Raw genomic sequence first — 20,498 nt, forward strand, 5'->3', positions numbered from 1 at the left:
CATCCCGAACTCAGAAGTGAAACGATTTAGCGCCGATGGTAGTGTGGGGTTTCCCCATGTGAGAGTAGGACATCGCCAAGCTTTTAATTAGGAAGCCCTGATCGGTAACGGTCAGGGCTTTTTATATGGGAAAAATTTGTCACAGGATCGTCATTTCGTCTCCGTATAGTGGCGGCTCAATATTAACGAGGTATGCATCAATGACTGCTGCACTGACATTGAGTGGTAAACGCGGTGTGATCTTGGGTGTTGCGAACTCGCACTCAATTGCTTTTGGTTGTGCTAAGGCACTGGCGGATCTTGGCGCTGAGTTATGTATTACTTATGTAAACGAGAAGTCAAAACCGTTTGTTGAACCGCTACTTCCGGAGCTGAATGCACCGCTTTGTTTGCCCTGTGACGTCTCGGTGCCTGGTGCTATTGAGGCACTATTTGCGCAATTAGAAGCAGAGTGGGGCAGCCTTGATTTTGTTATCCATTCCATTGCATGGTCTCCATTAGCCGAGTTGCAAGGGCGCCTTGTGGATACATCCGCAGAAGGTTTTTCGCAAGCAATAGATATCTCATGTCACTCTTTCATTCGTGTTGCTAGTGCAGCAGAGAAGCTGATGGAGGCGAATGGCGGCACATTAATCACAATGAGCTACTACGGCTCAGAAAAGGTGGTTGATCACTACGCAATGATGGGGCCGATAAAAGCAGCCTTGGAGAGTTCTGTTCGTTATTTGGCAGCTGAGCTAGGTGAGAAGAATATTCGAGTTCATACGGTTTCGCCTGGCCCGATGCCGACGCGAGCTGCATCGGGCATCAGCCACTTTGATGAGCTTATGGATGATGCTGTGCGTCGTTCGCCTTTACACCGTTTAGGTACCCCGGATGATGTTGGCAAGCTGGTTGCATTCCTTGTTAGTGATTGGGCAACAGGCCATACCGGCAGCCAGATGTTTGTCGATGCTGGCCACCATATTATGGCGTAAGGCTAACCGAGCCAGCTAAACCACTCTGGGTAAGCTTGATAGAGCAAGCGCGCTGACATAATCGTTGAGACGCAAACAATCAATGGCTTAACCAGTGTGGTTCCTTTAGCAACGACCAATCCTGAGCCGAGCCTTCCGCCTAAAAACTGGCCCACTGCCATCGTTAAACCAATCCCCCACGCTACGTGCCCTCCCAGCGCAAAAAACAGTAATGCGGCGATATTAGAGGTGAAGTTAAGTAGCTTCGTATGCGCAGTCGCTTTTGCCATGCCAAAGCCTGCCAATGAGACAAAAGCGATAGCAAAGAACGAGCCGGTGCCCGGACCAAAGAATCCATCATAAAAGCCAATAGCGGTGCCAAAGATAAGGGCAAATGCGGCTTCACCGATGCGGCGCTGACTATCTTCATCTTTAACACGTTTAGAGAAAAGAAAGTAGAGAGCAAAACCTGTTAGGAGCAACGGTAATAGTTGGCTGAGCGCTGTTGCGTCAATTTGCTGTACTAGCAGAGTACCTGTCGCACTGCCAATAAAAGTGCAGATAACAGCAAGGCGCATATCGTGTAAATTGATCAGTTTTTGCTTGATAAAAAAACGTGTCGCTGAGAGCGAACCAAAGCAGCTTTGTAGCTTGTTTGTGCCAAGCGCCATGGCAGGAGACATACCGGTGGCTAGTAAAGCTGGAAGAGTAATAAGGCCCCCACCGCCAGCGATTGAGTCAACGGTTCCACCAATAAAGCCGACAAGTAGCAATAAACTAAGGGTGAGTAGATCAAGTTCCAGCATGAGGGTACTTTTGTCCTGTTTGCGCAGTACTCGTTATAGGTCGTTAGTCAGATGAGGCGGTACAGAAATTGCCTACAAAACAGCTAGCCGCTAAGGCAATAAGTCATTACCGTGACGTTATAGATGGGTATCAATAAAGAAGTTAACAGCAGAGCGCCATTTTTAGAATGGTGCCCAGAGGCGGAATCGAACCACCGACACGGGGATTTTCAATCCCCTGCTCTACCGACTGAGCTATCTGGGCTTCAAGATGGCGCATATTCAATCAAAAACCTGTTCGTAGATCAAGAGTGAATTTACTTTTTATTTTAAATTCATATAAATAAAACCGATACTGAGACTAAATTATTAGCAGTTCCTGACGTTATATTAAAAAGCGGTTCATATTTTGATATCAGTTCTTCTACCTGATGGAAACAGTCGTTAATATCTTACAAAAGTTAAAGGATGCCTAACTTGTTCTCATTCAAGCGCGGAAAAAAGCGACAGTCTGGATTAGTTTCTATCCACGTCAGTGAATCGGGCGTTGCGATTGCCTCTTCACACGGAGCCAATGCCTCAAAGCTTGCCTTTGCTGAGCTGTTTTCCGGAACCCCCGATACTGCCGCGCCTGCAATTACCGCTGCACTCGATAAGGCTAACCTAACAGGAATGCGCTGTTCGCTTGTGCTGTCCGGTGGCGAATACCAGCTATTGCTAGTCGAAGCGCCGGAAGTTCCCGCCAATGAGATGAAAGAAGCACTACTGTGGCGTGTTAAAGACCTCATTCAATATCCAACGGATGATGCGCTATTAGACTACTTTGAGCTGCCTGAAGATGCGTTTCGTGGCCGCGGTCAGATGCTTTATGTTGTAGTCGCGCAGCGCAGCACGGTAGAGAAGCGTATCGCTTGGGTGGAATCTTTAGGCCTAACCCCTGCGTATGTTGATATACCTGAAATGGCATTGCTGAATCTCGTTGAGGAGGTTTGTGATAATGAGGCAGGTACAGCGGTGCTTTATCTAGATGATAAAAGCAGTTTTCTGAATATTTTATCAGGTAGCTCCCTCTATCTGACACGTGCGTTGGCATCTGGTAGCCCCGCCGCGCTAGAGAGTACAGTGCTGGATCTGCAACGCTCGATGGATTACTTCGAGAGTCAGATCGGTAAGCCCCCATGTGTGCGCATCTTGCTGCTGCCACTTCAGGTTGGTGAGACGGCGCTAATGAGGGAGCTGAGAGAAAACCTTGGGGCTGATGTTCAGTCGTTTGATCTTGCGGATAGTATCGCGTCTGAAATCTCATTAACCATTGAGCTGCAGCAACACTGTTTACTCGCTATAGCGGGAGCGTTGCGGGTTGAGACGAGGAGCAAAGGATGAAGCAGAGAATCAACCTGCTGCCACCGCGACCTAAGGTGGTAAAACAGCAGTTTACGTTCAAACAGATGCTCTCTTTTGCTGCGGTTATCTTGGTTGCGTCTGGTGCGATGGCAGCTTGGCTGCATTTTGAAACGGCGACCAAAGATAACGAGCTGCGCGTCTACGCCGATACCGAGCGTAAGCAGAGCGAGACATTAAACCGTTTGGAATCTTTGCTTGCAGAGCAAGTGCCAGATCCTGTTTTAGTTGCCCGCCGTGATCGTCTTACAGGTATGTTGACTCAGCAGTCGAAGCTGGCTGACCTCCTAGAGCAGGTTGAGGTGGCACAGCGCTCAGGCTTCTCTCGTGATATGCGGATGTTATCGGAGCAGGTGCCGAACAAACTTTGGTTTACTGAATTCTCCATCACAGGCCCAGGGCAAGCGCTCACTCTAGAGGGGGTTGCTCAAAACGCCGATCTCGTGCCGTTGTTGGTGAAGTCTCTGAGCACTGCCGAGCATTTTGGCGCGCTCTACTTTAGTAGTTTAGAGACCACACGCGACGATGATGGCCTTTATACTTTCACGATTGCTGGGCAACGCGTAGGAGGCGAGCGTGATTAATCAGATGGCAGAGCGCTTTAACGGCTTGAGTACCCGTGAGCGTGTGCTGGTATTTGTCTCTGTGCTTGTGATTCTTGCGTTGCTCTTATTCGTTGTGTTGATTGAACCGGTCATGAAGCGATCGGCGCAAATCGATAACCAGTTAGCGGCGCAGCAGCGAGCGAGCAACGCTCGGCAGGTACAAATTTCAGCGCTTAGCCGCATGCTGAAAGAAGACCCTTCGATTGAAGTGCGTGCGCAGATCGAGGGGTTAGTTGGGCAGCAGACCGAGCTGCAAGAGATTATCCGTGAACGCTCTCAATATTTGGTAGCACCGTCGGAGGTCGCGCCACTTATCGAGCAGGTTTTAGAGCGTGAGAGCGGCGTTAAATTACTCAAGTTCAGCTCATTACCCGTACAGCAGCTTCAACTGACCAGCGCCACAGCCGCAGACACAGACACACCTGCGGCGGAGGAGAGTGCACAAGGGGAGGCGCTTGATGTTGCACCCGTTTACATGCACGGTTTTGAGGTCACGCTAGAGGGCGACTATAACGGGGTCTATGCGTATCTGTTGCAGCTAGAGTCGTTGCCACAAGCGTTCTTTTGGGAGCAAATGAGCTACCAAGTGGCTGAACACCCCAGCGCGCTAGTAACACTGCGTATCTATACATTAAGTATCAGCGAGGCATGGATCGGTGGTTAAGTATGTTTGCTCGGCGCTATTATTGATGGCGACGTCGCTGAGTGCGGCGCAGCTCAATGACCCTACTCAGCCGCAACTGCCAGCAGCGCTATTGAGCGAGGTAGAGGCTCACGATCAGTTTACAGTTTCATCCATTATTCTTCGCAAGCGTGCCCGTCTGGCCATTATCAACGAGCAACCCGTTCGTGAGGGTGAGCACGTCGATGGCGCTTATGTAGCACGCATAGAAGCGACCCGCGTTCGGCTTGTAGTCGCTGGTGAAGCTCGTTGGGTAACCACCCTAGCTGAGCCATCTGTAAAAACGAAGCGGTAGATAGGACAAGGTTTGTTTATGAATAAGATGCGAAAGCTCTCGATCTTGACACTGGCAACGATGGTTTCAGGCTGCCAGCTCGTTGGGCACGTTACTAAGGAGCCACCTAAGCAAGCTTCGGAAGTGATACTCGCGCAAGCGATTGAGACCGCGGCACCAACGGCACAAGCTTTACCAGCACCACAGCCTTTGCCTCCGCTTGATTTAGGCCAATTAGCGCAAGCGACAGAAGAGCGCTTTGATGTGGCGGCAAACCAGCTCTCTGCTCGAGCCTTTTTTATGGGACTTGTTGAGGGCACGCCGTACAACATGATCGTCCATGAAGCGATTGGTGGCGATATTTCACTGCAGTTAAAAGATGTGACCGTACCTGAGGTGATGCAAGCGGTGCGCGATGTGTATGGCTATGAGTTCAAGCGCAGCGGCAACCTCTATCAAGTGGTACCGGCCAAGCTTGAGACCAAGATCTATCAACTCAACTACCTTGATGTCTTGCGGGAGGGTAAATCCCAGATCTCAGTCAGCGCTGGTGCTGTGACCACCGCAGGGTCAAGTAACAGTGGTTCGGAAGATAGCAGCTCAAACAGCAGCTCGGATAACGACAGCACCGAAGCGGTTGTCGGCTCTGCTATTAGCACGCGCACCGAGGCAAACTTCTGGGGTGGGTTGCAGCAAACGCTAGCCGCCATCGTCGGTAGTGAGCAAGGGCAACAGGTCGTGGTGACGCCGCAGGCAGGTGTTGTGGTGGTGCGTGGTATGCCGAGCGATCAACAGCTGGTCGAGGAATATCTCGCGCGTTCAGAGCTGATTCTGCGCCGTCAGGTGGTGATCGAGGCGAAAATTCTTGAGGTCCGCCTGAATAACGGTTTCCAAGCCGGTATCGATTGGACCGCAATTGGCAACGATGGCAAGAATGTTGTCGTGGGAGGCATTGCCGGTACTCAGCTAAATAACCCAGATAACATTGGTGGTGTATTCTCAGCATCACTCAACTTAAATGACTTTACGGCACTGATTGAGCTGCTCGGCACACAGGGTGATGTGCAAGTGCTTTCCAGCCCGCGCGTCTCAACGTTGAATAACCAAAAAGCGGTTATCAAAGTGGGTTCAGATGAGTTCTTCGTGACCGAGATTGAAAACACCACGACAACAGGGGATACCACCACAACGTCACCGAGCGTTGAGCTGACGCCGTTCTTCTCGGGTATCGCATTGGATGTCACACCACAAATTAGTGAAGATGACGATATCGTGCTGCATATTCACCCTTCGGTGAGTGAGGTGAAAGATCAGCAGAAGCTGATCAAAGTTGGCGACGACTCATTTGATATTCCGTTGGCGCTGAGCACCATTCGTGAGTCCGATAGTGTGGTACGGGCACGTAATGGCCAAGTCATTGTGATTGGTGGCTTGATGACATCTGGTAGTTCCGACACGCAGGCGAAGACGCCATTGCTGGGTGATATTCCGGGATTAGGTACGCTGTTCCAGCAACGTCGCCAAAACTCGAGTAAAAGTGAGCTAGTGATCTTGCTGAAGCCGGTTGTGACAGGGTCACAAGAGTGGAAAAGCGAGCTGGAACGCTCGCTACAAAGCTTTCAATCACTAAAACCACGTTAGTGGAGCACACCTAGGGTATGTACTTAGAGCACTTTGGGATGCAAGAGCTTCCCTACACGCTAACGCCGAATACGCGGTTCTTTCTGCAGTTACCAACGCATCAGGAGGCACTGAACGTGCTGTTGGTGGCGTTGGGTAGCGGTGATGGCTTTATTAAAGTCGTGGGCGAGGTGGGTACAGGAAAAACGATGCTGTGCCGCGCGCTGCTCAATACGCTGGATAAAGAGCCGTGCGTTACCGCTTATCTGCCTAACCCCTATTTAAGCCCCGAAGCACTGCGCCGCAACTTCGCGCTTGAGATCGGGATTGAAGATGCGTTAGAGGTGCCTGATTACGAGTTGGTGAACCGCATCAATTTGCGTTTAGTTGAGATCGCGAAAGCGGGTCAGCACACCATACTGCTTGTGGATGAAGCCCAAGCCATGCCAGAAGAGACTATCGAGGCGTTGCGCCTGCTGACTAACCTGGAGACCGAGTCGGAAAAGCTGTTTCAGGTGGTGCTGTTTGGACAGCCTGAACTCAATCAGCTCTTGGCTCGTGATTCACTGCGCCAATTAAAGCAGCGTATCACCTTTAGCTGCCATCTCAATACGCTGTCAAATGATGCGGTGGCGCAGTATTTAGAGCAGCGTGCGCATCGCGCTGGGTTTGATGGCTTGGCACTGTTTGCTCCAGGAGCCGCTAAGTTGATCGCAAAAGCGTCAGGCGGTGTGCCACGGCTGGTGAACATCTTGGCGCATAAATCATTGATGGTGGCGTATGGACGCGGTGAGATGCAGATCAAAAAGGAGCATGTTCGTCACGCCGTTGAAGATACCGAAGGTGCGGCCGCGGTAGCGCGCGCCAACCCAGTGCATTGGTTGCTAGGGACAGGCCTTGTGACCACCTTGCTATGCGGTGCTGTTTATCTGGCTTGGCTACGGGGGATGATATGAGCTTGGTAAACGATATGCTGCGCGATTTAGATCAGCGCCAGCGTCAAGGCAGCGAGGGCTATACGCCGGTCCCGACGCGAAAGTCCGGCCCCAGCCGTCTATTTTTAGCCATTGCCTCCCTGCTGGTGATCGGCATTGTTGGCTTTTTATTGATGGACTTTCTTGGCCTTAACAAAAAGCTGATGACACAAACGTCACCGGTAGCTGCTGTTCCTGAAGAGTCCGTTGTGCCGCACAATGAGCCTACCTTTCAAGCAGTAAGTACAGAAAGTCAGCAAGTGCCTGAGGCTGTTAACGAAGACAAATCAGCGGCTGTTGCCAACCGTATTAGCGCGATCAACTGGATGCAGACGGGGCCGGCCCAAGGCCATCTCACGTTCTGGCTAGATCAAACCGCACCCTATGTCGTCCATGCTAAGGGCTCTAAGCAGCTAGATATTGAGTTACAGAGTGTCGACCTTGCGGCAGCGCCGCCGAGCAGTCTCGGTGCACTGTTGAACGGCATGGATATTATCGCCAGCGACGCCGGAAGCCGCTTTCGCTTATCCTCTGCGCATGATGTGGAGTTTAAAGCCCACCTAAAGCGTGACCCTGCAAGGCTACAGATCTCGGTTGCGCAGCGTCTACCCGATACCGCAACTACGCCGCCTAAAGCCGAGGTCGCGATACAGGATCAAGATACTGTACCGCCGCCGACTACGAGCGCTTCACCACCTCAGCCATCGCCAGATGTCGAAGCGCCTGACATTGCGCCTGCTAAGCCTACGATTGCTGCGAAGCCCGTAGAGAAACCGGTGCAGAAAAAGGTACAGCGGCGGGTGACCGATGCTTCGGTGGTTCGTGCAGCGAAGCGCTTGCTTGGCAAAGGGCAAACAGCAGCGGCACAAGCCCAGCTAGAGCGCCACGTGAGTCAGCAACCACAAGCGTTACAAAGCCGCTATTTGCTGGCTCAAATCTACTTGGCACAGGCGGACTACTCCGCCGTAGCGCAGCAGTTGCAACACGCGCCAAATAATCTGTCTTGGGCGTTGTTACGTGCCCGTGCAGCCCTCCAACAAGGGCAGCCCAACGCAGCGTTGCAAAGGCTTAAAGCGTTCCCTGAAGGGGCCGCTCGCGAGGACTATCTCGAGCTGTTCGCTGCAGCTCAACAACAGCTAGGGGCGCATCAGCAGGCCGTCGCGCACTATGTGAAACTTTTGGAGCTGAATACTCAAAATGGCCGTGCATGGCTCAATATGGGTGTGTCGCTGGAGCATTTGCAACAGCCAGCTAAAGCGCGTGATGCTTATCAAAACGCGCTGAAAGTCCCCACTTTAGATGGCGCTGCACGCACCTTCGCAACCCAGCAACTGCAACGTTTGGCAGCCAGATAACAAAGGAACCGCGATACGCTTATGGCTTCACCGAAGATGAAAATCCGCATCGGCGACCTGCTGGTACAAAACAGCGTTATTACTGAAGCGCAGCTGATGGAGGCGTTGGCGCGCCAGAAAGAAACCCGCCAAAAGTTAGGGCGTCAGCTGATCTCTTTGGGTTATGTTGAAGAGCAGCAGTTTCTTGAGTTTTTGGCGCAGCAGCTGAAAGTGCCGCTGGTGGATTTGGCCCACTACAATTTTGATCAACAGGATGTCCTGAAGCTTTCCGAGACCCACGCGCGACGCTTTCGCTCGGTGGTGTTAAAAGAGAATCCGGATCACTTTTTGGTGGGAATGTCTGATCCGCTGGATATCTTCGCATTCGATGAGCTGCAACGTTTGTTGCCGAAAAAAGTTGAGCTAGCCGTTGTTGCTGAGAGCCAACTTCTACAAACCCTTGATCTGATGTATCGCCGCACGAGCGATATCGATAGCTTAGCGAGTGAACTGAGTGAAGATATCGCTGAGGATACCTTTGACCTCTCACGCCTCACCGCCACCGATGAGGTGGATGCACCGGTGGTGCGGCTCTTAAAGAGCCTGTTTGAAGATGCGGTACAGGTGGGTGCGTCTGATATCCATATTGAGCCTGACGAAAGCGTGTTGCGTATTCGCCAGCGTGTGGATGGCGTGCTGCAAGAGCACGTTATGAAGGATACCCGGATCGCATCGGTGCTGGTACTGCGCCTGAAACTGATGGCAGAGCTCAATATCTCTGAGAAGCGCTTACCGCAGGATGGCCGCTTCAATATCACGGTGAAGAGCCACAATATCGACGTGCGTTTATCCACGCTGCCAACCCAGTATGGCGAGTCGGTTGTAATGCGTTTGCTCGATCAAAGCGCCGGTATTATCGGCTTGGATAAAGCTGGCTTACCTGAGCGCTTGTTGATGCGTTTGCGTCGATTGATCCGTGAACCCCACGGCATCTTACTCGTTACAGGACCTACCGGTAGCGGTAAAACGACGACCTTGTACGGGGCTTTGCATGAACTGAACGATGCATCTAAGAAGATCATCACCGTCGAGGATCCGGTGGAGTATCGGCTGCCGCGCATCAACCAAGTGCAGGTGCATCCGCAGATAGGATTGACCTTCTCCAAAGTGTTGCGCTCTTGCTTGCGTCAGGACCCGGATATCTTGCTCGTCGGTGAGATTCGTGACTTAGAAACAGCCGATATCGCCATGCGCGCTGCAATGACCGGCCACTTTGTGCTTTCAACACTGCACACCAATGATGCGATCTCGAGTGCGATGCGTTTGGTTGATATTGGCGTTGAGGGCTATTTGGCGGGTACCGCCTTACGGGGCATTTTGGCACAACGGTTGGTGCGGCGTATCTGCAACAACTGCGAGACCACCTACCAGCCAACAGCGCAGGAGCGCGTTTGGTTAGATATCAAAGCTGAGGAGTCGGGCATTGAAGCGGCTGAGCTAAAACATGGCAAAGGCTGTGCGTACTGTAACAACACCGGCTACAAAGGGCGTATCGGTATTTTCGAGTTGCTCGAATTTAACGATGAGATGGCCGATGCATTACGCCGTAACGATAGCGCTGAGTTCGCACAAGCGGCACGCCGTAGCGAAGGGTATCAGCCGTTGGTGATCAGTGCACTTGAGTTAGCCGCACAAGGTGTGACCTCGTTGAACGAGGTGTTCCGCGTTACCGAGCAGTTGGATGATAGCCTCTATCTTGAGCAGGTCGCCGAGCAGAAAGCTGGCGGTTTGGAGCTGGAGTAACGGATGGCTACCTTTCGCTACAGTGGCAGACGAGCCGATGGTTCAAAGGCAACGGGTAACCACGAGGCACTCAACCGTGATGAAGTGGCGGCGATGTTGTTGGAGCAGGGGATTACACCTGTGTCCATCGAGATAGCTAAGGCCGCTGCCCATGAAAAGCGCAACCGAAAGCGGGGCGAGATTCGCTTGTTTGAGAAGGTCTCTCTGGATGAGCTAATCATGTTTAGCCGCCAGATGGCGAGCCTTACCCGCGCGGGTGTACCGATTACAAACGGTATGCGCGGGTTAGCAAATACGATTCGTAATCCACTGCTCTCCACCACGTTGCACGAGATTGCCGATGAACTAGAGAAGGGTAACTCGCTCTCTACAATACTGAATAAGTACCCGAAAATTTTCAGCCATCTGTATGTCAGTATTATCCATATAGGCGAAAACACAGGTCGGTTGGACGACTCTTTTCGGCAGATGTCCGAGTATCTCGAACTAGAGCGCCAGACGATACGCAGCATCAAGCAGGCGACGCGCTACCCGACCTTTGTGTTGATTGCCATCGCGGTGGCGTTGGGAGTGATCAATGTGTTTGTGATCCCGGCATTTAAATCGGTCTTTGACTCGTTTGGTGCGGCTCTGCCTTGGCAAACCCAGATACTAATCAGTATCTCCGATTTTACGCTCGCGTGGTGGCCCGCAATTCTAGTGGGCCTAGGTGCGCTTTTCGTGAGCTTCTTGCGGTGGAAGAAAAGCGTTAAAGGGCGGCCCATATGGGATCGCTGGAAGCTGCGCATCCCGCTGGTTGGCAGTATTCTTTACCGCGCAACACTAGGCCGCTTTGCGCGGACTTTTAGTGTGGTTTTGCGCGCAGGCATACCAATCGAACAGGGGCTTTCAATCGTTGCTCGTGCGCTGGATAACGAGTTTATCGGTGAGAAAGTAGCGACGATGCGAAAAGGGATTGAGCGCGGTGAGGGCTTTACAGCGACGGCATTTCGTACCGAGATGTTCAGTCCGCTGGTAATGCAGATGTTAGCGGTTGGTGAGGAAACTGGCCGAGTGGATGAGATGTTGGAAGATGTTGCCAATTTTTACGAGGAGGAGGTCAGCTACGACCTGAAAAACCTCGCCAGTGCCATTGAACCCATCCTGATTATCGCGATTGGCGCAATGGTGCTTGTGTTAGCGTTGGGCGTCTTTTTACCGCTTTGGGAACTCAATACAACCATCAATGGATAGATAGTGGTGCGCAGGCAGCAGGGGTTTTCGCTTTTAGAAGGCGTCATCAGCATCTTACTGGTGGCATGCTTTTACGGTGTGCTCTCCCTGTATTTGGACCGCTTAGCGGCAAGAACCGAAGCTGCGGCGATGGACGCCGTAGTGCGGCAGTTGGAGCACCAAGTGAACCGACGGGTGGCGCAGCTCTACATACGTGGAGAAACCCAGAAAATCACAATGTTGGAGGGGCAAAACCCGTTTGTGTGGTTTGCCGAGTCACCGCAGTTTTACGGTGGTGAGATAGCGGGGCAACAAAAAGGCCAACTGAGATCAAAACGTTGGTATTACGATACAGAAAGTGGTCACATTCTGTATTTAGCTGAATATAATAACTATTTGAAAATTGAAGGAAGCAGCTCACGTTTTGTTCAGTTTGTGCTTAAATTAAAGCACACCGCTGCCGATGCAGTAGCTAAGAGGACAAGCTTGGAGTTAGTTATCCATCCTGTCACACCGTATAGCTGGTTTTAGGACGTTTTTGCGATATGGCGCAGAGTTGACTGCCCGTCGATTAACTAGGAGTAGGAAAATGAAACGACAATCTGGTTTCACAATCATTGAACTGGTAGTAGTGATTGCGCTGCTAGGTATCTTATCGGCGGTAGCACTGCCACGCTTTATCGATGTTACCCAAGACGCACGTCGTGCTGCCGTATCCGGTGCAGCAGGTGGTTTAGGCGCAGGGGTCGCTCTGGTGCGTGCTCAGTCGGTGGTGGATAACGTAGCGGCAGGCAATACTGTAGCGATTGATGGTTTGAATATTATCGCCAATGGTCGTGGTTATCCTGTGGGTACCAACGGTACAGCAATTACTGATGGCTCGGGTGACCAGACGCTGAATGCTGCAGACTGCGTAGCGATCTGGGGTGCCGTATTGCAAGGTAGTGCTCCAACTGTGGCGGCGAGTGGCACAGCTACGGACTATGTTGCTAGTGCGAGTGGTTCTGTTTGTACTTACGCTTATCAGGTCGGCCGCTCTGCTACTGAAACACGCGATATCACTTACGACTCCAACAATGGCGACGTATCGATCGCAACAACCGAGCCTTAATCTGGCTGGCGCCTAACATGCACAAGCTGCGGCGCCACGTTGCTGGCTTTACCATGATCGAATTGGTCACCGTTCTGGCCCTCTTAGGGATTCTCAGTGCGGTGGCTTTTTCACGTTTAGGGAACGTGGGGAGTTACGAGAGCTCACTGTTCTCGAATCAGCTACTGGCTTATCTTCGCCTCGTCCAGCGCACTGCGGTTGCGCATCAACAAAGCGACACCCTCTTTACCCTGACCCGAGCTGCCGATGATGCCTGGCAGGTGGAGTTGCGCTTTGGCGCTCCACAACAGACGTTGCGCTATGGTATCGAGAGCGATATTACCTTTAACTACGCGATGGCAGGTATCAATGGGCAACTCGATACTGGCGATACATTAACACTACGATATAACGATGAGGGTGATTTAGCGCGGTTGGAGTCTCCGGCGGCTGCGGACATTACCCGTAGCCTAGCGCTCACCGTCAGCGGCCGCGCGCTCTGTATTTCACCCACCGGCTTTGCTTATGCTAATACCTGCCTCTAACAAACGTCAGCGCGGTTTCTCTTTGGTTGAGAGCATTGTCACGATTGTGATCATTGGTATTGCGCTGGTGGCGTTGATTTCTGGCTGGGCTGGTTCCGCTAGCCGCAGTGCTGATCCCTTTTGGCACGCCAAAGCCGCTTATCTTGGCCAAGCGTATCTGGAAGAGATTATGGCAAAGCGCTATGACGAGAACACGCCAGAGGGAGGTGTACCGCCTTGCTCATCAACGAGTTGTTCTGCGGTGCTGGGGCCAGAAGGAGAGACGCGCGCAACCTTTGACGATGTGGATGATTATGATGGGCTCAACGAAGCGCCATCGGAAAATGCACTGGGTATCGTGCGGCCGGAATACCAGAATTACCGGATTGCTGTGCAAGTGAGCTATGCGCATGATGACTTCTCTCGCATTGCGCGTACAGTGAAGCGGGTAGAAGTCGCGGTGACACCGCCAGGCCAGAGCGTACAACGCTTTGTCGCGTATCGAGGTAATTTCTGATGCGTCGAGGGCAGTTGGGTTTTACGCTGGTGGAGCTGGTTGTTGTGATCGTGCTGCTGGGCATCATATCACTTGGAGCAACGGGGTTTATCGTCAGTTCGGTACAAGGATATGCCGATATGGCGCGGCGTGATGGTATGGCGGGAGCGAGCCGAGTGGCGATTGATCGGATTATCCGCGAGGTACGCAATGCGCTGCCCAATAGTGCGCGCGTTTCGGGGCAGTGCCTCGAGTTTATCCCGATCAACAACGCCACTCAGTACCTGATGGCGCCAACAGCAACCCCTGCTAATACTTTTAATGTTGTGCCATTTAGTGAGACGCCTGATGCTTTGGGGAGTGTGGCGATCTACCCAATCAGTACCGCGGCGATTTATCAAGGTGGCTCACCCGCTGTGATATCGCCAGCGATCACCAGTGCGGCGAGTGATCTGACGGGGAATGCGCCAGTGGCACTGAGCTTAGCGTCTGCCCACCAGTTCCCAACCGATTCGCCCAGCCAGCGTATGTACATTGTGGGCGGCCCGATCAGCTACTGCTTTCAGGGGGATCGGCTCTACCGCTATACAGGCTACAGCCGCCGTAGCGTGCAGCCGTTACCGGCTCAGTTGCCAACTGCCGAGCCATCGCGGGCGTTGCTAGCGTTTCCGGTGACCCACGATGGCCAGCCTTTTGAGCTTATTGGCGCTTCGCTGCAGCGCAATGCTCTGGTGATGGTGGAGTTTGCGGTTGAGCAGGGAGGAGAGGCGTTACGTATTCAGCAGGAGGTACAGATCCGCAATGTGCCCTAATCGTTCGTTACGCCGTGAAGCGGGTTTAGGCCTGATCTCTGCGATCTTTGTGATCGTGATTTTAGCGATTGTAGTGGTGGGGATGAGTAATATCGCGACGGTATCGCAAAAGTATCGTTCACAAGAGATTCTAGCAGCGCGAGCATTGTTTGCCGCTGAGTCTGGTGCGCAGCTACACCTATCAACCCTGTTGCACCCAGAGAACAGCCAAACCTGCGCTACTATGGCTGCGCCTGCTAACTTCACCACACAAGGGCTGCGTGAGTGCAGCTATCAGGCTAGCTGTGCGCAGGTAACCATCAACACCATCGACTACTTTACCGTTAAAAGCGTAGGGCGTTGCGGCACCGGAGTTGATTCCGCAACGCGTGTGGTGGAGATGCGTATCTCGCGCTAGCTTAGATACCGTATTGAGCGCGGTAGGCTTGGATCGCTTGGATCGATTCAGCGTAGCCGCCCACTTCTTGCAGGTACGCTACAACGTCTTCTAGCGAAACAATGCTGATCACTGGCATGTTGTAATCGCGCTCAACCTCTTGAATAGCAGACAACTCACCTTGGCCTTTTTCCATGCGGTTTAATGCGATCATGACCGCAGCAGGCGTCGCGTTGGCTGCATTGATGATCTCCATGACCTCACGGATGGCGGTGCCAGCGGTGATTACGTCATCGATGATCAGCACACGGCCCTCAAGCGGCGCACCCACCAGATTGCCACCTTCACCGTGATCTTTAGCTTCTTTACGGTTGAAAACATAAGGTGTGTCGACTTGGTAGTCATTGGATAGCGCGACAGCCGTTGTAGCGGCCAAAGGGATACCTTTGTACGCAGGACCAAACAGCACATCGTACTTGATACCCGCATCTTGCAACGCTGCAGCGTAGTAGCGGCCAAGCTTCGCTAGGGCTGTACCAGAGTTAAAAAGGCCCGCATTGAAGAAGTAAGGACTTACGCGGCCAGACTTGAGGGTAAACTCACCAAAACGTAAAACGTTCTGCTCAATTGCAAATTGAATAAACTCTCGTTGGTAGTCGCGCATGCTCGCTGCCTCTTGTCTGGGTTGAAAAAGCGCCATTCTACCACTATCTATAGGGGAGGAACGAGAATTCCGAGCGGGGAAAATTTCTTTTTCAAGCGCGAGACTATACAATTCCTCGTCTGACTTTTTGTGTTTGTATGCGCTTTATAGGATAAACCAGACATGCGTGTGATCACCTTCAATACACAGGGTATTGAGCAAGCGGCTGACCGAGGCTTTTTTGATTGGATGGTTAAGCAGGATGCAGATGTTATCTGCTTGCAGGACATCCGCGCCCGTGAGTATCAGCTCGACGGTGATCGTTATCACCCTGAAGGGTATTATCCCTACTTTTTTGAAGCGTTTGATGACGACTTTAGTGGCGTAGCCATCTACACCCGCCATGTACCCAAAGCGATTATGACGGGGCTAGGTTTTGAGCTGTGCGACTATCAGGGTCGCTTTATTCAAGCCGACTTTGATAAAGTGAGCGTATCGTCGCTGTTTATTCCATCGGGTTTGAAAAGCCACGAAGCGCAGAAAACTAAAGAAGAGTTCATGGCACATTTCATGGGTCATCTGAAAAAGACACTGCGTAAGCGCCGTGACTTTATCTTCTGCGGAACCTTTAACACCGCTCACCGCACCATCGACTTGAGTAACTGGTACGCGAATCAAACCGTATCGGGTTTCTTACCAAGCGAGCGTGCGTGGATGGAAGAGATGCTAGGTGATTTGGGTTATGTGGATGCCTTCCGCGAGATCAACAAAGCTGAGCGCCAGTTCACCTGGTGGCCCGATTACAATCGTGCGCGCAAGCTAAACGAGGGTGCGCGCCTTGATTACCAAATCACCACAGCCAATTTACGTAAGCTAGTGAAGAATGTGTCGATCTACAAAGATGAGATGTTCTCTGAGCACGCGCCGCTGATTATCGACTACGAAGGTGATTTTTAAACACCGCATGCAATGACAAAAAAGGCGCTATTTAGCGCCCTTTTTACATGCTGCATTGGATTAGTCCTGCGCCAGCGCTGCTTTTTGCAGCTCAACAATCTCTTTAATGCCTTTCTGAGCGAGCGCGAGCATCGCGTTTAGCTCATCTTGCGTGTAAGGCGCACCTTCAGCGGTGCCCTGTACTTCAACAAAACCGCCTTTCTCCGTCATGATGACATTCATATCGGTTTCGGCAGACGAGTCCTCGGCGTAGTCTAGATCGAGCACCGCCTCGCCCTTGTACATACCCACCGAGATCGCTGCCAGCATATGCTTAACAGGGTTGCCCTTCAGTGCACCATGCTTATCTTTCTTTAGGAACGCAATCGCATCCATAAGTGCTACGCAAGCACCTGTAATCGATGCGGTACGCGTACCGCCATCCGCCTGCAATACATCGCAGTCGATGGTGATGGTGTTCTCGCCAAGCTTGTCCAGATCAAGCGCTGCACGCAGTGAGCGGCCAATCAAACGCTGGATCTCGATAGTGCGGCCTGTTTGCTTACCGCGTGCTGCTTCACGGTCGTTACGCGTGTTTGTTGAGCGCGGCAACATCCCGTATTCCGCCGTTACCCAGCCAGAGCCTGAACCACGCAAAAAGCGTGGCACGCCGCGATCAACCGTAGCGGTACACAGCACCTTGGTATCACCAAACTCCACCAAGACAGAGCCCTCGGCATGCTTTGTGAAATGGCGTGTGATGCGAATATCACGTAGCTGGTCAACTTGGCGCCCGCTTGGACGGATCGTAGCAATACCCAACGTTTGAAGCTGATCGGAGATAGAGGAGCTCATCTGTAAAAATAACCTATCTTTTTAAGGAGGACACAGCACACATAGAGCAAAGCTCACAGGGCTGTTAAACTGAATCGAATGACAGCATTTTAATCGAGATTACCGCATATGACACGTAGTATGACCGCTTTTGCCCGCCAAGAAAGCCAACAAAGCTGGGGCAGCTTGACATGGGAAGTCCGCTCAGTGAACCACCGCTTTCTGGAGCCGCACCTGCGTCTGCCAGAATCGCTACGCGAGCTAGAAGGCCCCCTACGCGAGCTACTACGTAAGCGCCTTAGCCGTGGCAAAGTGGAGTGCACACTGCGCTTTGTACCCGAAGAGTCTGCGCAAAAACTCCAAGTCAACCAAGCCTTCGTGCAGCAACTGCTAGACGCAACCGCCGAAGTTGAACAACTGATGCCAGTATCCGAATCGCTCAACCCGCTGGATATTTTACGCTGGCCGGGTGCGCTTCAAGACAGCCGCCTTGATATGGAGCAGGTCAAAAACGAAGCGCTACGCCTTTTCAAAAGTGCCCTAGACGACCTTGTTGCTGGGCGTGAACGCGAAGGTAAAGAACTGGCCGACATGATCGAACAGCGCCTCGTGAGCATTGCCAGCGTCGTGGCAGAGGTGCGCAGCAAGCTACCGCAAATCCTAGAGAACCAACGCAATAATCTAAAAGCAAAAGTCACCGAACTGGCCGATGATCTAGATCCACAGCGCCTCGAACAAGAGATTGTGCTGCTGGCGCAAAAAGCGGATGTAGATGAAGAGATGGACCGCCTTAACACTCACGTACAGGAAGTACGCCGCGTGCTAAAGCAGAAAGAACCTGTTGGCCGCCGCCTAGATTTTCTGATGCAAGAACTCAACCGAGAAGCCAACACGCTATCGTCTAAATCGATCGTAACTGACACCACCCAAAGCGCTGTTGAGTTAAAGGTGTTGATCGAACAGATGCGTGAGCAGATTCAGAATATTGAGTAGGATTTCATAAGCCATCATAAACTATAAAATATAGCTATATATCAAATGCTTATGTAAAAAGCATCATTTCATAATTTTTCAATCACTAGCATAAGATTTAATTCAAATGGCGACATATAAGGTGACAAAAAATCCTCCGAATCTAGGATTCACCTCATCTGTCACCATTTTTATTTTCGCTTATGAATTACGCACAACTAAAGGCAGTACTAACATCAGGCAAGGTACGGCAAGTACAGGGTCGATACCGGTCTATATTTTTTTTAACCACAGGTTTGGGCTGAGAAGAATTTCGCCCAAATCTAATCTGACAGAAGTACTGGAAAAAACGGGTAACTGTTAGCTCATGTCTGAGCTAGTACAGCTTAAATATGCTTTTTAAAACTTTACCCAATGCAAAACCAAGTAAAGGCGGAACAGCATTACCCACTTGAGTATATTGAGGTACTTCAAACTTTCTCATCTGCCCCCCCGTAGTTACTTTGGACCTGAACACAAAGCTATCAGGGAATGACTGGATTCTTGCCATTTCCCTTACGGTCAAAACTCTCAGCTCTCTTTCGTCGTAATGACATGCATCATCAGGAATAGACAGTGCTGCTGGCGCTGGAGCATTCGGATTTAAAGCTTTCTGAGTCTGCTTTTTGGTAGGATGCCTCAGCAAATATTGCTCAAGCTCTCGCTTTGTATTGATGAATCTTAACTGTTCATTCTCTAGAAGAAATTCATATTCCTTCAGTACACTCCAAGCACTTTCTGAAAGTGTCAGAGACTCTCCTTTCAATATCGAAACCACCTCTTTGGTTGCCAGCTTTGAACTACTTAGTTGCAATACTTGATAAATTCTAAAGCGGCGCTGTACCACAGCATCATGTTTTCTTAGTTCATGGTTATGAACCCCTTTTACTTTAGGGGTTATTTTAGAGAAGAGTTTATTAAGATCTTTAATAAACTTAGACTGCTCAGTTGATGCTCTCTTTAAATCATCTAAAGCACTACCAACACTAACGACCGGGCTGGAAACTAAAGGCGCTAAGAAAGAGCTTTGAAACAAAGCCCTATGCTCTTCTTTCTGAACATCAAAGTAGTCTAAATGCCCAAACTCTAAAGACTCTCCATGCTGTTGCACAAGATTAAAGAATTCTAATGATTGATCAAACAAGTGACTCTCAGCTTTTTTACTAGCAAGTAACTCCAGTTGATAGTTACGAAAGTAATCCTCTCGTAATGCAATCATTATAAAGCGAGGTCTATTTTGTGGAACGCCTGCAAACTTAGCATTTATATGAAGACAAAGGGGGACGTAGCCAATGAGAGCAAAAGCTTTGGCTACTTCGTACCATGCATGAAATTTTTTACCATCATCATCGGAAAATGCTCTTAAGATCCCTGTGACATTCTCTAAAAGAGCTACTTTAGGTTTTGTCAGCTTAACGAATTTCGCGAACTCCCAAGGCAGTGTGTTTTTCTCGCTATGACGCTCTCTAAGACCCGCCATACTGAAACTCTGGCACGGAGGGCCTCCAGAAACGAGATCCAAACCACCATGGCTATTAAACCCACTGCGAACTGACGCCAATAAACTTTCATCGGCTTCTAATAATCGATTTAATTCAAGAATTGAGCCTACTACCAACTTTCCTTTCAAATCACTAGGTGACTGAGGCCAGTCAGAAACACCTTCATCATCGTATGCAGGGAATTGGAAAGGGTTCTCTCGAAGACGCCTCTTGAGATCAGAGTAACTGCTTTTGATCCACAGAACATTCTTAGGTTTAGTGTCTTCCTCAGCCATCAGAGCCAAGTCTTCATGTAACAAATTATACGAAAAGGACTCCGCGGCCATTGGTGAAAGCTCGTTCGCCATTAATAGCTCAAAGCCAGCAGCCTCAAGGCCTAGAGATAAACCTCCACAGCCAGCAAAAAGCTCTATATGGTTCATTGAGAAGTACCTTTGAAAATACGAAAGACAGATATTTTAATATCTAATTTGTGCAAAGTCCAGGAATTACACATTTTCTGTTGACGGTATGAGGCTTCAACCGGTAACGTTTAATAAGGCGAACGAGAGACGCCTCCTCACGCAAAGACCCTCTGGTCCTCTCTGTAGATAAACCGTATCGGTTCGTATTTGCAGATGACCAAGTT

The 20,498-nt window shown here is 50.8% G+C and carries 22 protein-coding genes, 1 tRNA gene and 1 rRNA gene; 19 read left to right on the top strand and 5 right to left on the bottom strand.

The window, feature by feature from the left end:
• Positions 1–81, top strand: a 5S ribosomal RNA gene (rrf, locus tag EOE65_RS18450); the annotation flags it as partial.
• Between the two features lie 119 nt (positions 82–200).
• On the top strand, positions 201–977 hold the full coding sequence (gene fabI, locus EOE65_RS13975) for an enoyl-ACP reductase FabI (RefSeq protein WP_127694947.1): 777 nt from the start codon (positions 201–203) through the stop codon (positions 975–977).
• A gap of 2 nt (positions 978–979) precedes the next feature.
• Here fabI and EOE65_RS13980 read toward each other — a convergent pair whose 3' ends face one another.
• Positions 980–1,762: a TSUP family transporter gene (locus EOE65_RS13980; protein WP_206052693.1), complete on the bottom strand. Its 783-nt coding sequence runs from the start codon at positions 1,760–1,762 to the stop codon at positions 980–982.
• A gap of 168 nt (positions 1,763–1,930) precedes the next feature.
• Positions 1,931–2,006, bottom strand: a tRNA-Phe gene (locus EOE65_RS13985).
• Positions 2,007–2,218: 212 nt separating this feature from the next.
• On the opposite strand from EOE65_RS13985, the gene EOE65_RS13990 reads away from it, so the two are divergent.
• The 15 genes from EOE65_RS13990 to EOE65_RS14060 are packed head-to-tail and all read left to right on the top strand — an operon-like array spanning position 2,219 to position 14,965.
• Positions 2,219–3,124, top strand: coding sequence for a type IV pilus biogenesis protein PilM (locus EOE65_RS13990; RefSeq protein WP_127694948.1), 906 nt, complete (start codon positions 2,219–2,221; stop codon positions 3,122–3,124).
• The gene (locus EOE65_RS13995) at positions 3,121–3,726 is read left to right on the top strand and encodes a PilN domain-containing protein (RefSeq protein ID WP_127694949.1); all 606 of its coding nucleotides are present in this window, start codon (positions 3,121–3,123) and stop codon (positions 3,724–3,726) included. The genes EOE65_RS13990 and EOE65_RS13995 overlap by 4 nt, the downstream gene beginning before the upstream one ends.
• Positions 3,719–4,411: a type II secretion system protein GspM gene (gspM, locus tag EOE65_RS14000; protein WP_127694950.1), complete on the top strand. Its 693-nt coding sequence runs from the start codon at positions 3,719–3,721 to the stop codon at positions 4,409–4,411. The genes EOE65_RS13995 and gspM overlap by 8 nt, the downstream gene beginning before the upstream one ends.
• 25 nt (positions 4,412–4,436) lie before the next feature.
• Complete coding sequence (locus tag EOE65_RS14005) at positions 4,437–4,724, top strand: hypothetical protein (protein ID WP_127694951.1); 288 nt, start codon at positions 4,437–4,439, stop codon at positions 4,722–4,724.
• An 18-nt stretch (positions 4,725–4,742) separates the two neighbouring features.
• Positions 4,743–6,344, top strand: coding sequence for a pilus (MSHA type) biogenesis protein MshL (gene mshL, locus EOE65_RS14010; protein ID WP_240657004.1), 1,602 nt, complete (start codon positions 4,743–4,745; stop codon positions 6,342–6,344).
• A 17-nt stretch (positions 6,345–6,361) separates the two neighbouring features.
• Positions 6,362–7,279: an ExeA family protein gene (locus EOE65_RS14015; protein WP_127694952.1), complete on the top strand. Its 918-nt coding sequence runs from the start codon at positions 6,362–6,364 to the stop codon at positions 7,277–7,279.
• The gene (locus EOE65_RS14020) at positions 7,276–8,652 is read left to right on the top strand and encodes a tetratricopeptide repeat protein (RefSeq protein WP_127694953.1); all 1,377 of its coding nucleotides are present in this window, start codon (positions 7,276–7,278) and stop codon (positions 8,650–8,652) included. Before EOE65_RS14015 ends, EOE65_RS14020 begins: the two co-directional genes overlap by 4 nt.
• 21 nt (positions 8,653–8,673) lie before the next feature.
• On the top strand, positions 8,674–10,434 hold the full coding sequence (locus tag EOE65_RS14025; RefSeq protein WP_127694954.1) for a GspE/PulE family protein: 1,761 nt from the start codon (positions 8,674–8,676) through the stop codon (positions 10,432–10,434).
• Positions 10,435–10,437: 3 nt separating this feature from the next.
• A complete protein-coding gene (locus tag EOE65_RS14030; protein ID WP_127694955.1) occupies positions 10,438–11,667 on the top strand; it encodes a type II secretion system F family protein in 1,230 nt (409 codons plus the stop codon).
• 6 nt (positions 11,668–11,673) lie between these two features.
• Positions 11,674–12,177, top strand: a complete 504-nt coding sequence (locus EOE65_RS14035; protein WP_127694956.1) for a type IV pilus modification PilV family protein — start codon at positions 11,674–11,676, stop codon at positions 12,175–12,177.
• A gap of 58 nt (positions 12,178–12,235) precedes the next feature.
• Entirely contained in the window at positions 12,236–12,757 is a 522-nt protein-coding gene (locus EOE65_RS18360; protein ID WP_127694957.1) for a type II secretion system protein, read from the top strand.
• Positions 12,758–12,774: 17 nt separating this feature from the next.
• Entirely contained in the window at positions 12,775–13,281 is a 507-nt protein-coding gene (locus EOE65_RS14045) for a pilus assembly FimT family protein (protein ID WP_127694958.1), read from the top strand.
• Positions 13,262–13,777, top strand: a complete 516-nt coding sequence (locus EOE65_RS14050; RefSeq protein ID WP_127694959.1) for a type IV pilus modification PilV family protein — start codon at positions 13,262–13,264, stop codon at positions 13,775–13,777. Before EOE65_RS14045 ends, EOE65_RS14050 begins: the two co-directional genes overlap by 20 nt.
• Entirely contained in the window at positions 13,777–14,568 is a 792-nt protein-coding gene (locus EOE65_RS14055; protein WP_127694960.1) for a prepilin-type N-terminal cleavage/methylation domain-containing protein, read from the top strand. The genes EOE65_RS14050 and EOE65_RS14055 overlap by 1 nt, the downstream gene beginning before the upstream one ends.
• Positions 14,558–14,965 (top strand): hypothetical protein, encoded by a 408-nt coding sequence (locus tag EOE65_RS14060; RefSeq protein ID WP_127694961.1) that lies wholly within the window; start codon positions 14,558–14,560, stop codon positions 14,963–14,965. Before EOE65_RS14055 ends, EOE65_RS14060 begins: the two co-directional genes overlap by 11 nt.
• 1 nt (position 14,966) lies before the next feature.
• Here EOE65_RS14060 and pyrE read toward each other — a convergent pair whose 3' ends face one another.
• The gene (gene pyrE, locus EOE65_RS14065; RefSeq protein WP_127694962.1) at positions 14,967–15,608 is read right to left on the bottom strand and encodes an orotate phosphoribosyltransferase; all 642 of its coding nucleotides are present in this window, start codon (positions 15,606–15,608) and stop codon (positions 14,967–14,969) included.
• A 162-nt stretch (positions 15,609–15,770) separates the two neighbouring features.
• Between pyrE and EOE65_RS14070 the strand changes: the two genes are divergently transcribed.
• A complete protein-coding gene (locus tag EOE65_RS14070; protein WP_127694963.1) occupies positions 15,771–16,544 on the top strand; it encodes an exodeoxyribonuclease III in 774 nt (257 codons plus the stop codon).
• Between the two features lie 60 nt (positions 16,545–16,604).
• Here the strand turns inward: EOE65_RS14070 and rph are convergent, their stop codons facing one another.
• Positions 16,605–17,378, bottom strand: a complete 774-nt coding sequence (gene rph, locus EOE65_RS14075; protein WP_127694964.1) for a ribonuclease PH — start codon at positions 17,376–17,378, stop codon at positions 16,605–16,607.
• A 108-nt stretch (positions 17,379–17,486) separates the two neighbouring features.
• Here rph and EOE65_RS14080 point away from each other — a divergent pair, with 108 nt between their 5' ends.
• Positions 17,487–18,350, top strand: a complete 864-nt coding sequence (locus EOE65_RS14080; RefSeq protein ID WP_164847118.1) for a YicC/YloC family endoribonuclease — start codon at positions 17,487–17,489, stop codon at positions 18,348–18,350.
• A gap of 355 nt (positions 18,351–18,705) precedes the next feature.
• On the opposite strand, the gene EOE65_RS14085 is transcribed toward EOE65_RS14080, so the two are convergent.
• Complete coding sequence (locus EOE65_RS14085) at positions 18,706–20,292, bottom strand: DNA cytosine methyltransferase (protein ID WP_127694965.1); 1,587 nt, start codon at positions 20,290–20,292, stop codon at positions 18,706–18,708.
• Positions 20,293–20,498 lie beyond the last annotated feature (206 nt).

It is taken from the genome of Neptunomonas marina (assembly GCF_004005935.1).
GTDB lineage: Bacteria > Pseudomonadota > Gammaproteobacteria > Pseudomonadales > Balneatricaceae > Neptunomonas > Neptunomonas marina.

Coding starts and splice junctions, on each gene's coding strand:
- EOE65_RS14015 (WP_127694952.1), top strand. CDS start 6,362: ATGTACTTAGAGCACTTTGGGATGCAAGAGCTTCCCTACACGCTAACG.
- EOE65_RS14020 (WP_127694953.1), top strand. CDS start 7,276: ATGAGCTTGGTAAACGATATGCTGCGCGATTTAGATCAGCGCCAGCGT.
- mshL (WP_240657004.1), top strand. CDS start 4,743: ATGAATAAGATGCGAAAGCTCTCGATCTTGACACTGGCAACGATGGTT.
- EOE65_RS14030 (WP_127694955.1), top strand. CDS start 10,438: ATGGCTACCTTTCGCTACAGTGGCAGACGAGCCGATGGTTCAAAGGCA.
- EOE65_RS13980 (WP_206052693.1), bottom strand. CDS start 1,762: ATGCTGGAACTTGATCTACTCACCCTTAGTTTATTGCTACTTGTCGGC.
- EOE65_RS14025 (WP_127694954.1), top strand. CDS start 8,674: ATGGCTTCACCGAAGATGAAAATCCGCATCGGCGACCTGCTGGTACAA.
- EOE65_RS14085 (WP_127694965.1), bottom strand. CDS start 20,292: ATGAACCATATAGAGCTTTTTGCTGGCTGTGGAGGTTTATCTCTAGGC.
- EOE65_RS13995 (WP_127694949.1), top strand. CDS start 3,121: ATGAAGCAGAGAATCAACCTGCTGCCACCGCGACCTAAGGTGGTAAAA.
- rph (WP_127694964.1), bottom strand. CDS start 17,378: ATGAGCTCCTCTATCTCCGATCAGCTTCAAACGTTGGGTATTGCTACG.
- EOE65_RS14005 (WP_127694951.1), top strand. CDS start 4,437: ATGGCGACGTCGCTGAGTGCGGCGCAGCTCAATGACCCTACTCAGCCG.
- EOE65_RS14060 (WP_127694961.1), top strand. CDS start 14,558: ATGTGCCCTAATCGTTCGTTACGCCGTGAAGCGGGTTTAGGCCTGATC.
- EOE65_RS14080 (WP_164847118.1), top strand. CDS start 17,487: ATGACACGTAGTATGACCGCTTTTGCCCGCCAAGAAAGCCAACAAAGC.
- EOE65_RS18360 (WP_127694957.1), top strand. CDS start 12,236: ATGAAACGACAATCTGGTTTCACAATCATTGAACTGGTAGTAGTGATT.
- EOE65_RS14070 (WP_127694963.1), top strand. CDS start 15,771: ATGCGTGTGATCACCTTCAATACACAGGGTATTGAGCAAGCGGCTGAC.
- fabI (WP_127694947.1), top strand. CDS start 201: ATGACTGCTGCACTGACATTGAGTGGTAAACGCGGTGTGATCTTGGGT.
- EOE65_RS14055 (WP_127694960.1), top strand. CDS start 13,777: ATGCGTCGAGGGCAGTTGGGTTTTACGCTGGTGGAGCTGGTTGTTGTG.
- EOE65_RS14045 (WP_127694958.1), top strand. CDS start 12,775: ATGCACAAGCTGCGGCGCCACGTTGCTGGCTTTACCATGATCGAATTG.
- EOE65_RS14050 (WP_127694959.1), top strand. CDS start 13,262: ATGCTAATACCTGCCTCTAACAAACGTCAGCGCGGTTTCTCTTTGGTT.
- pyrE (WP_127694962.1), bottom strand. CDS start 15,608: ATGCGCGACTACCAACGAGAGTTTATTCAATTTGCAATTGAGCAGAAC.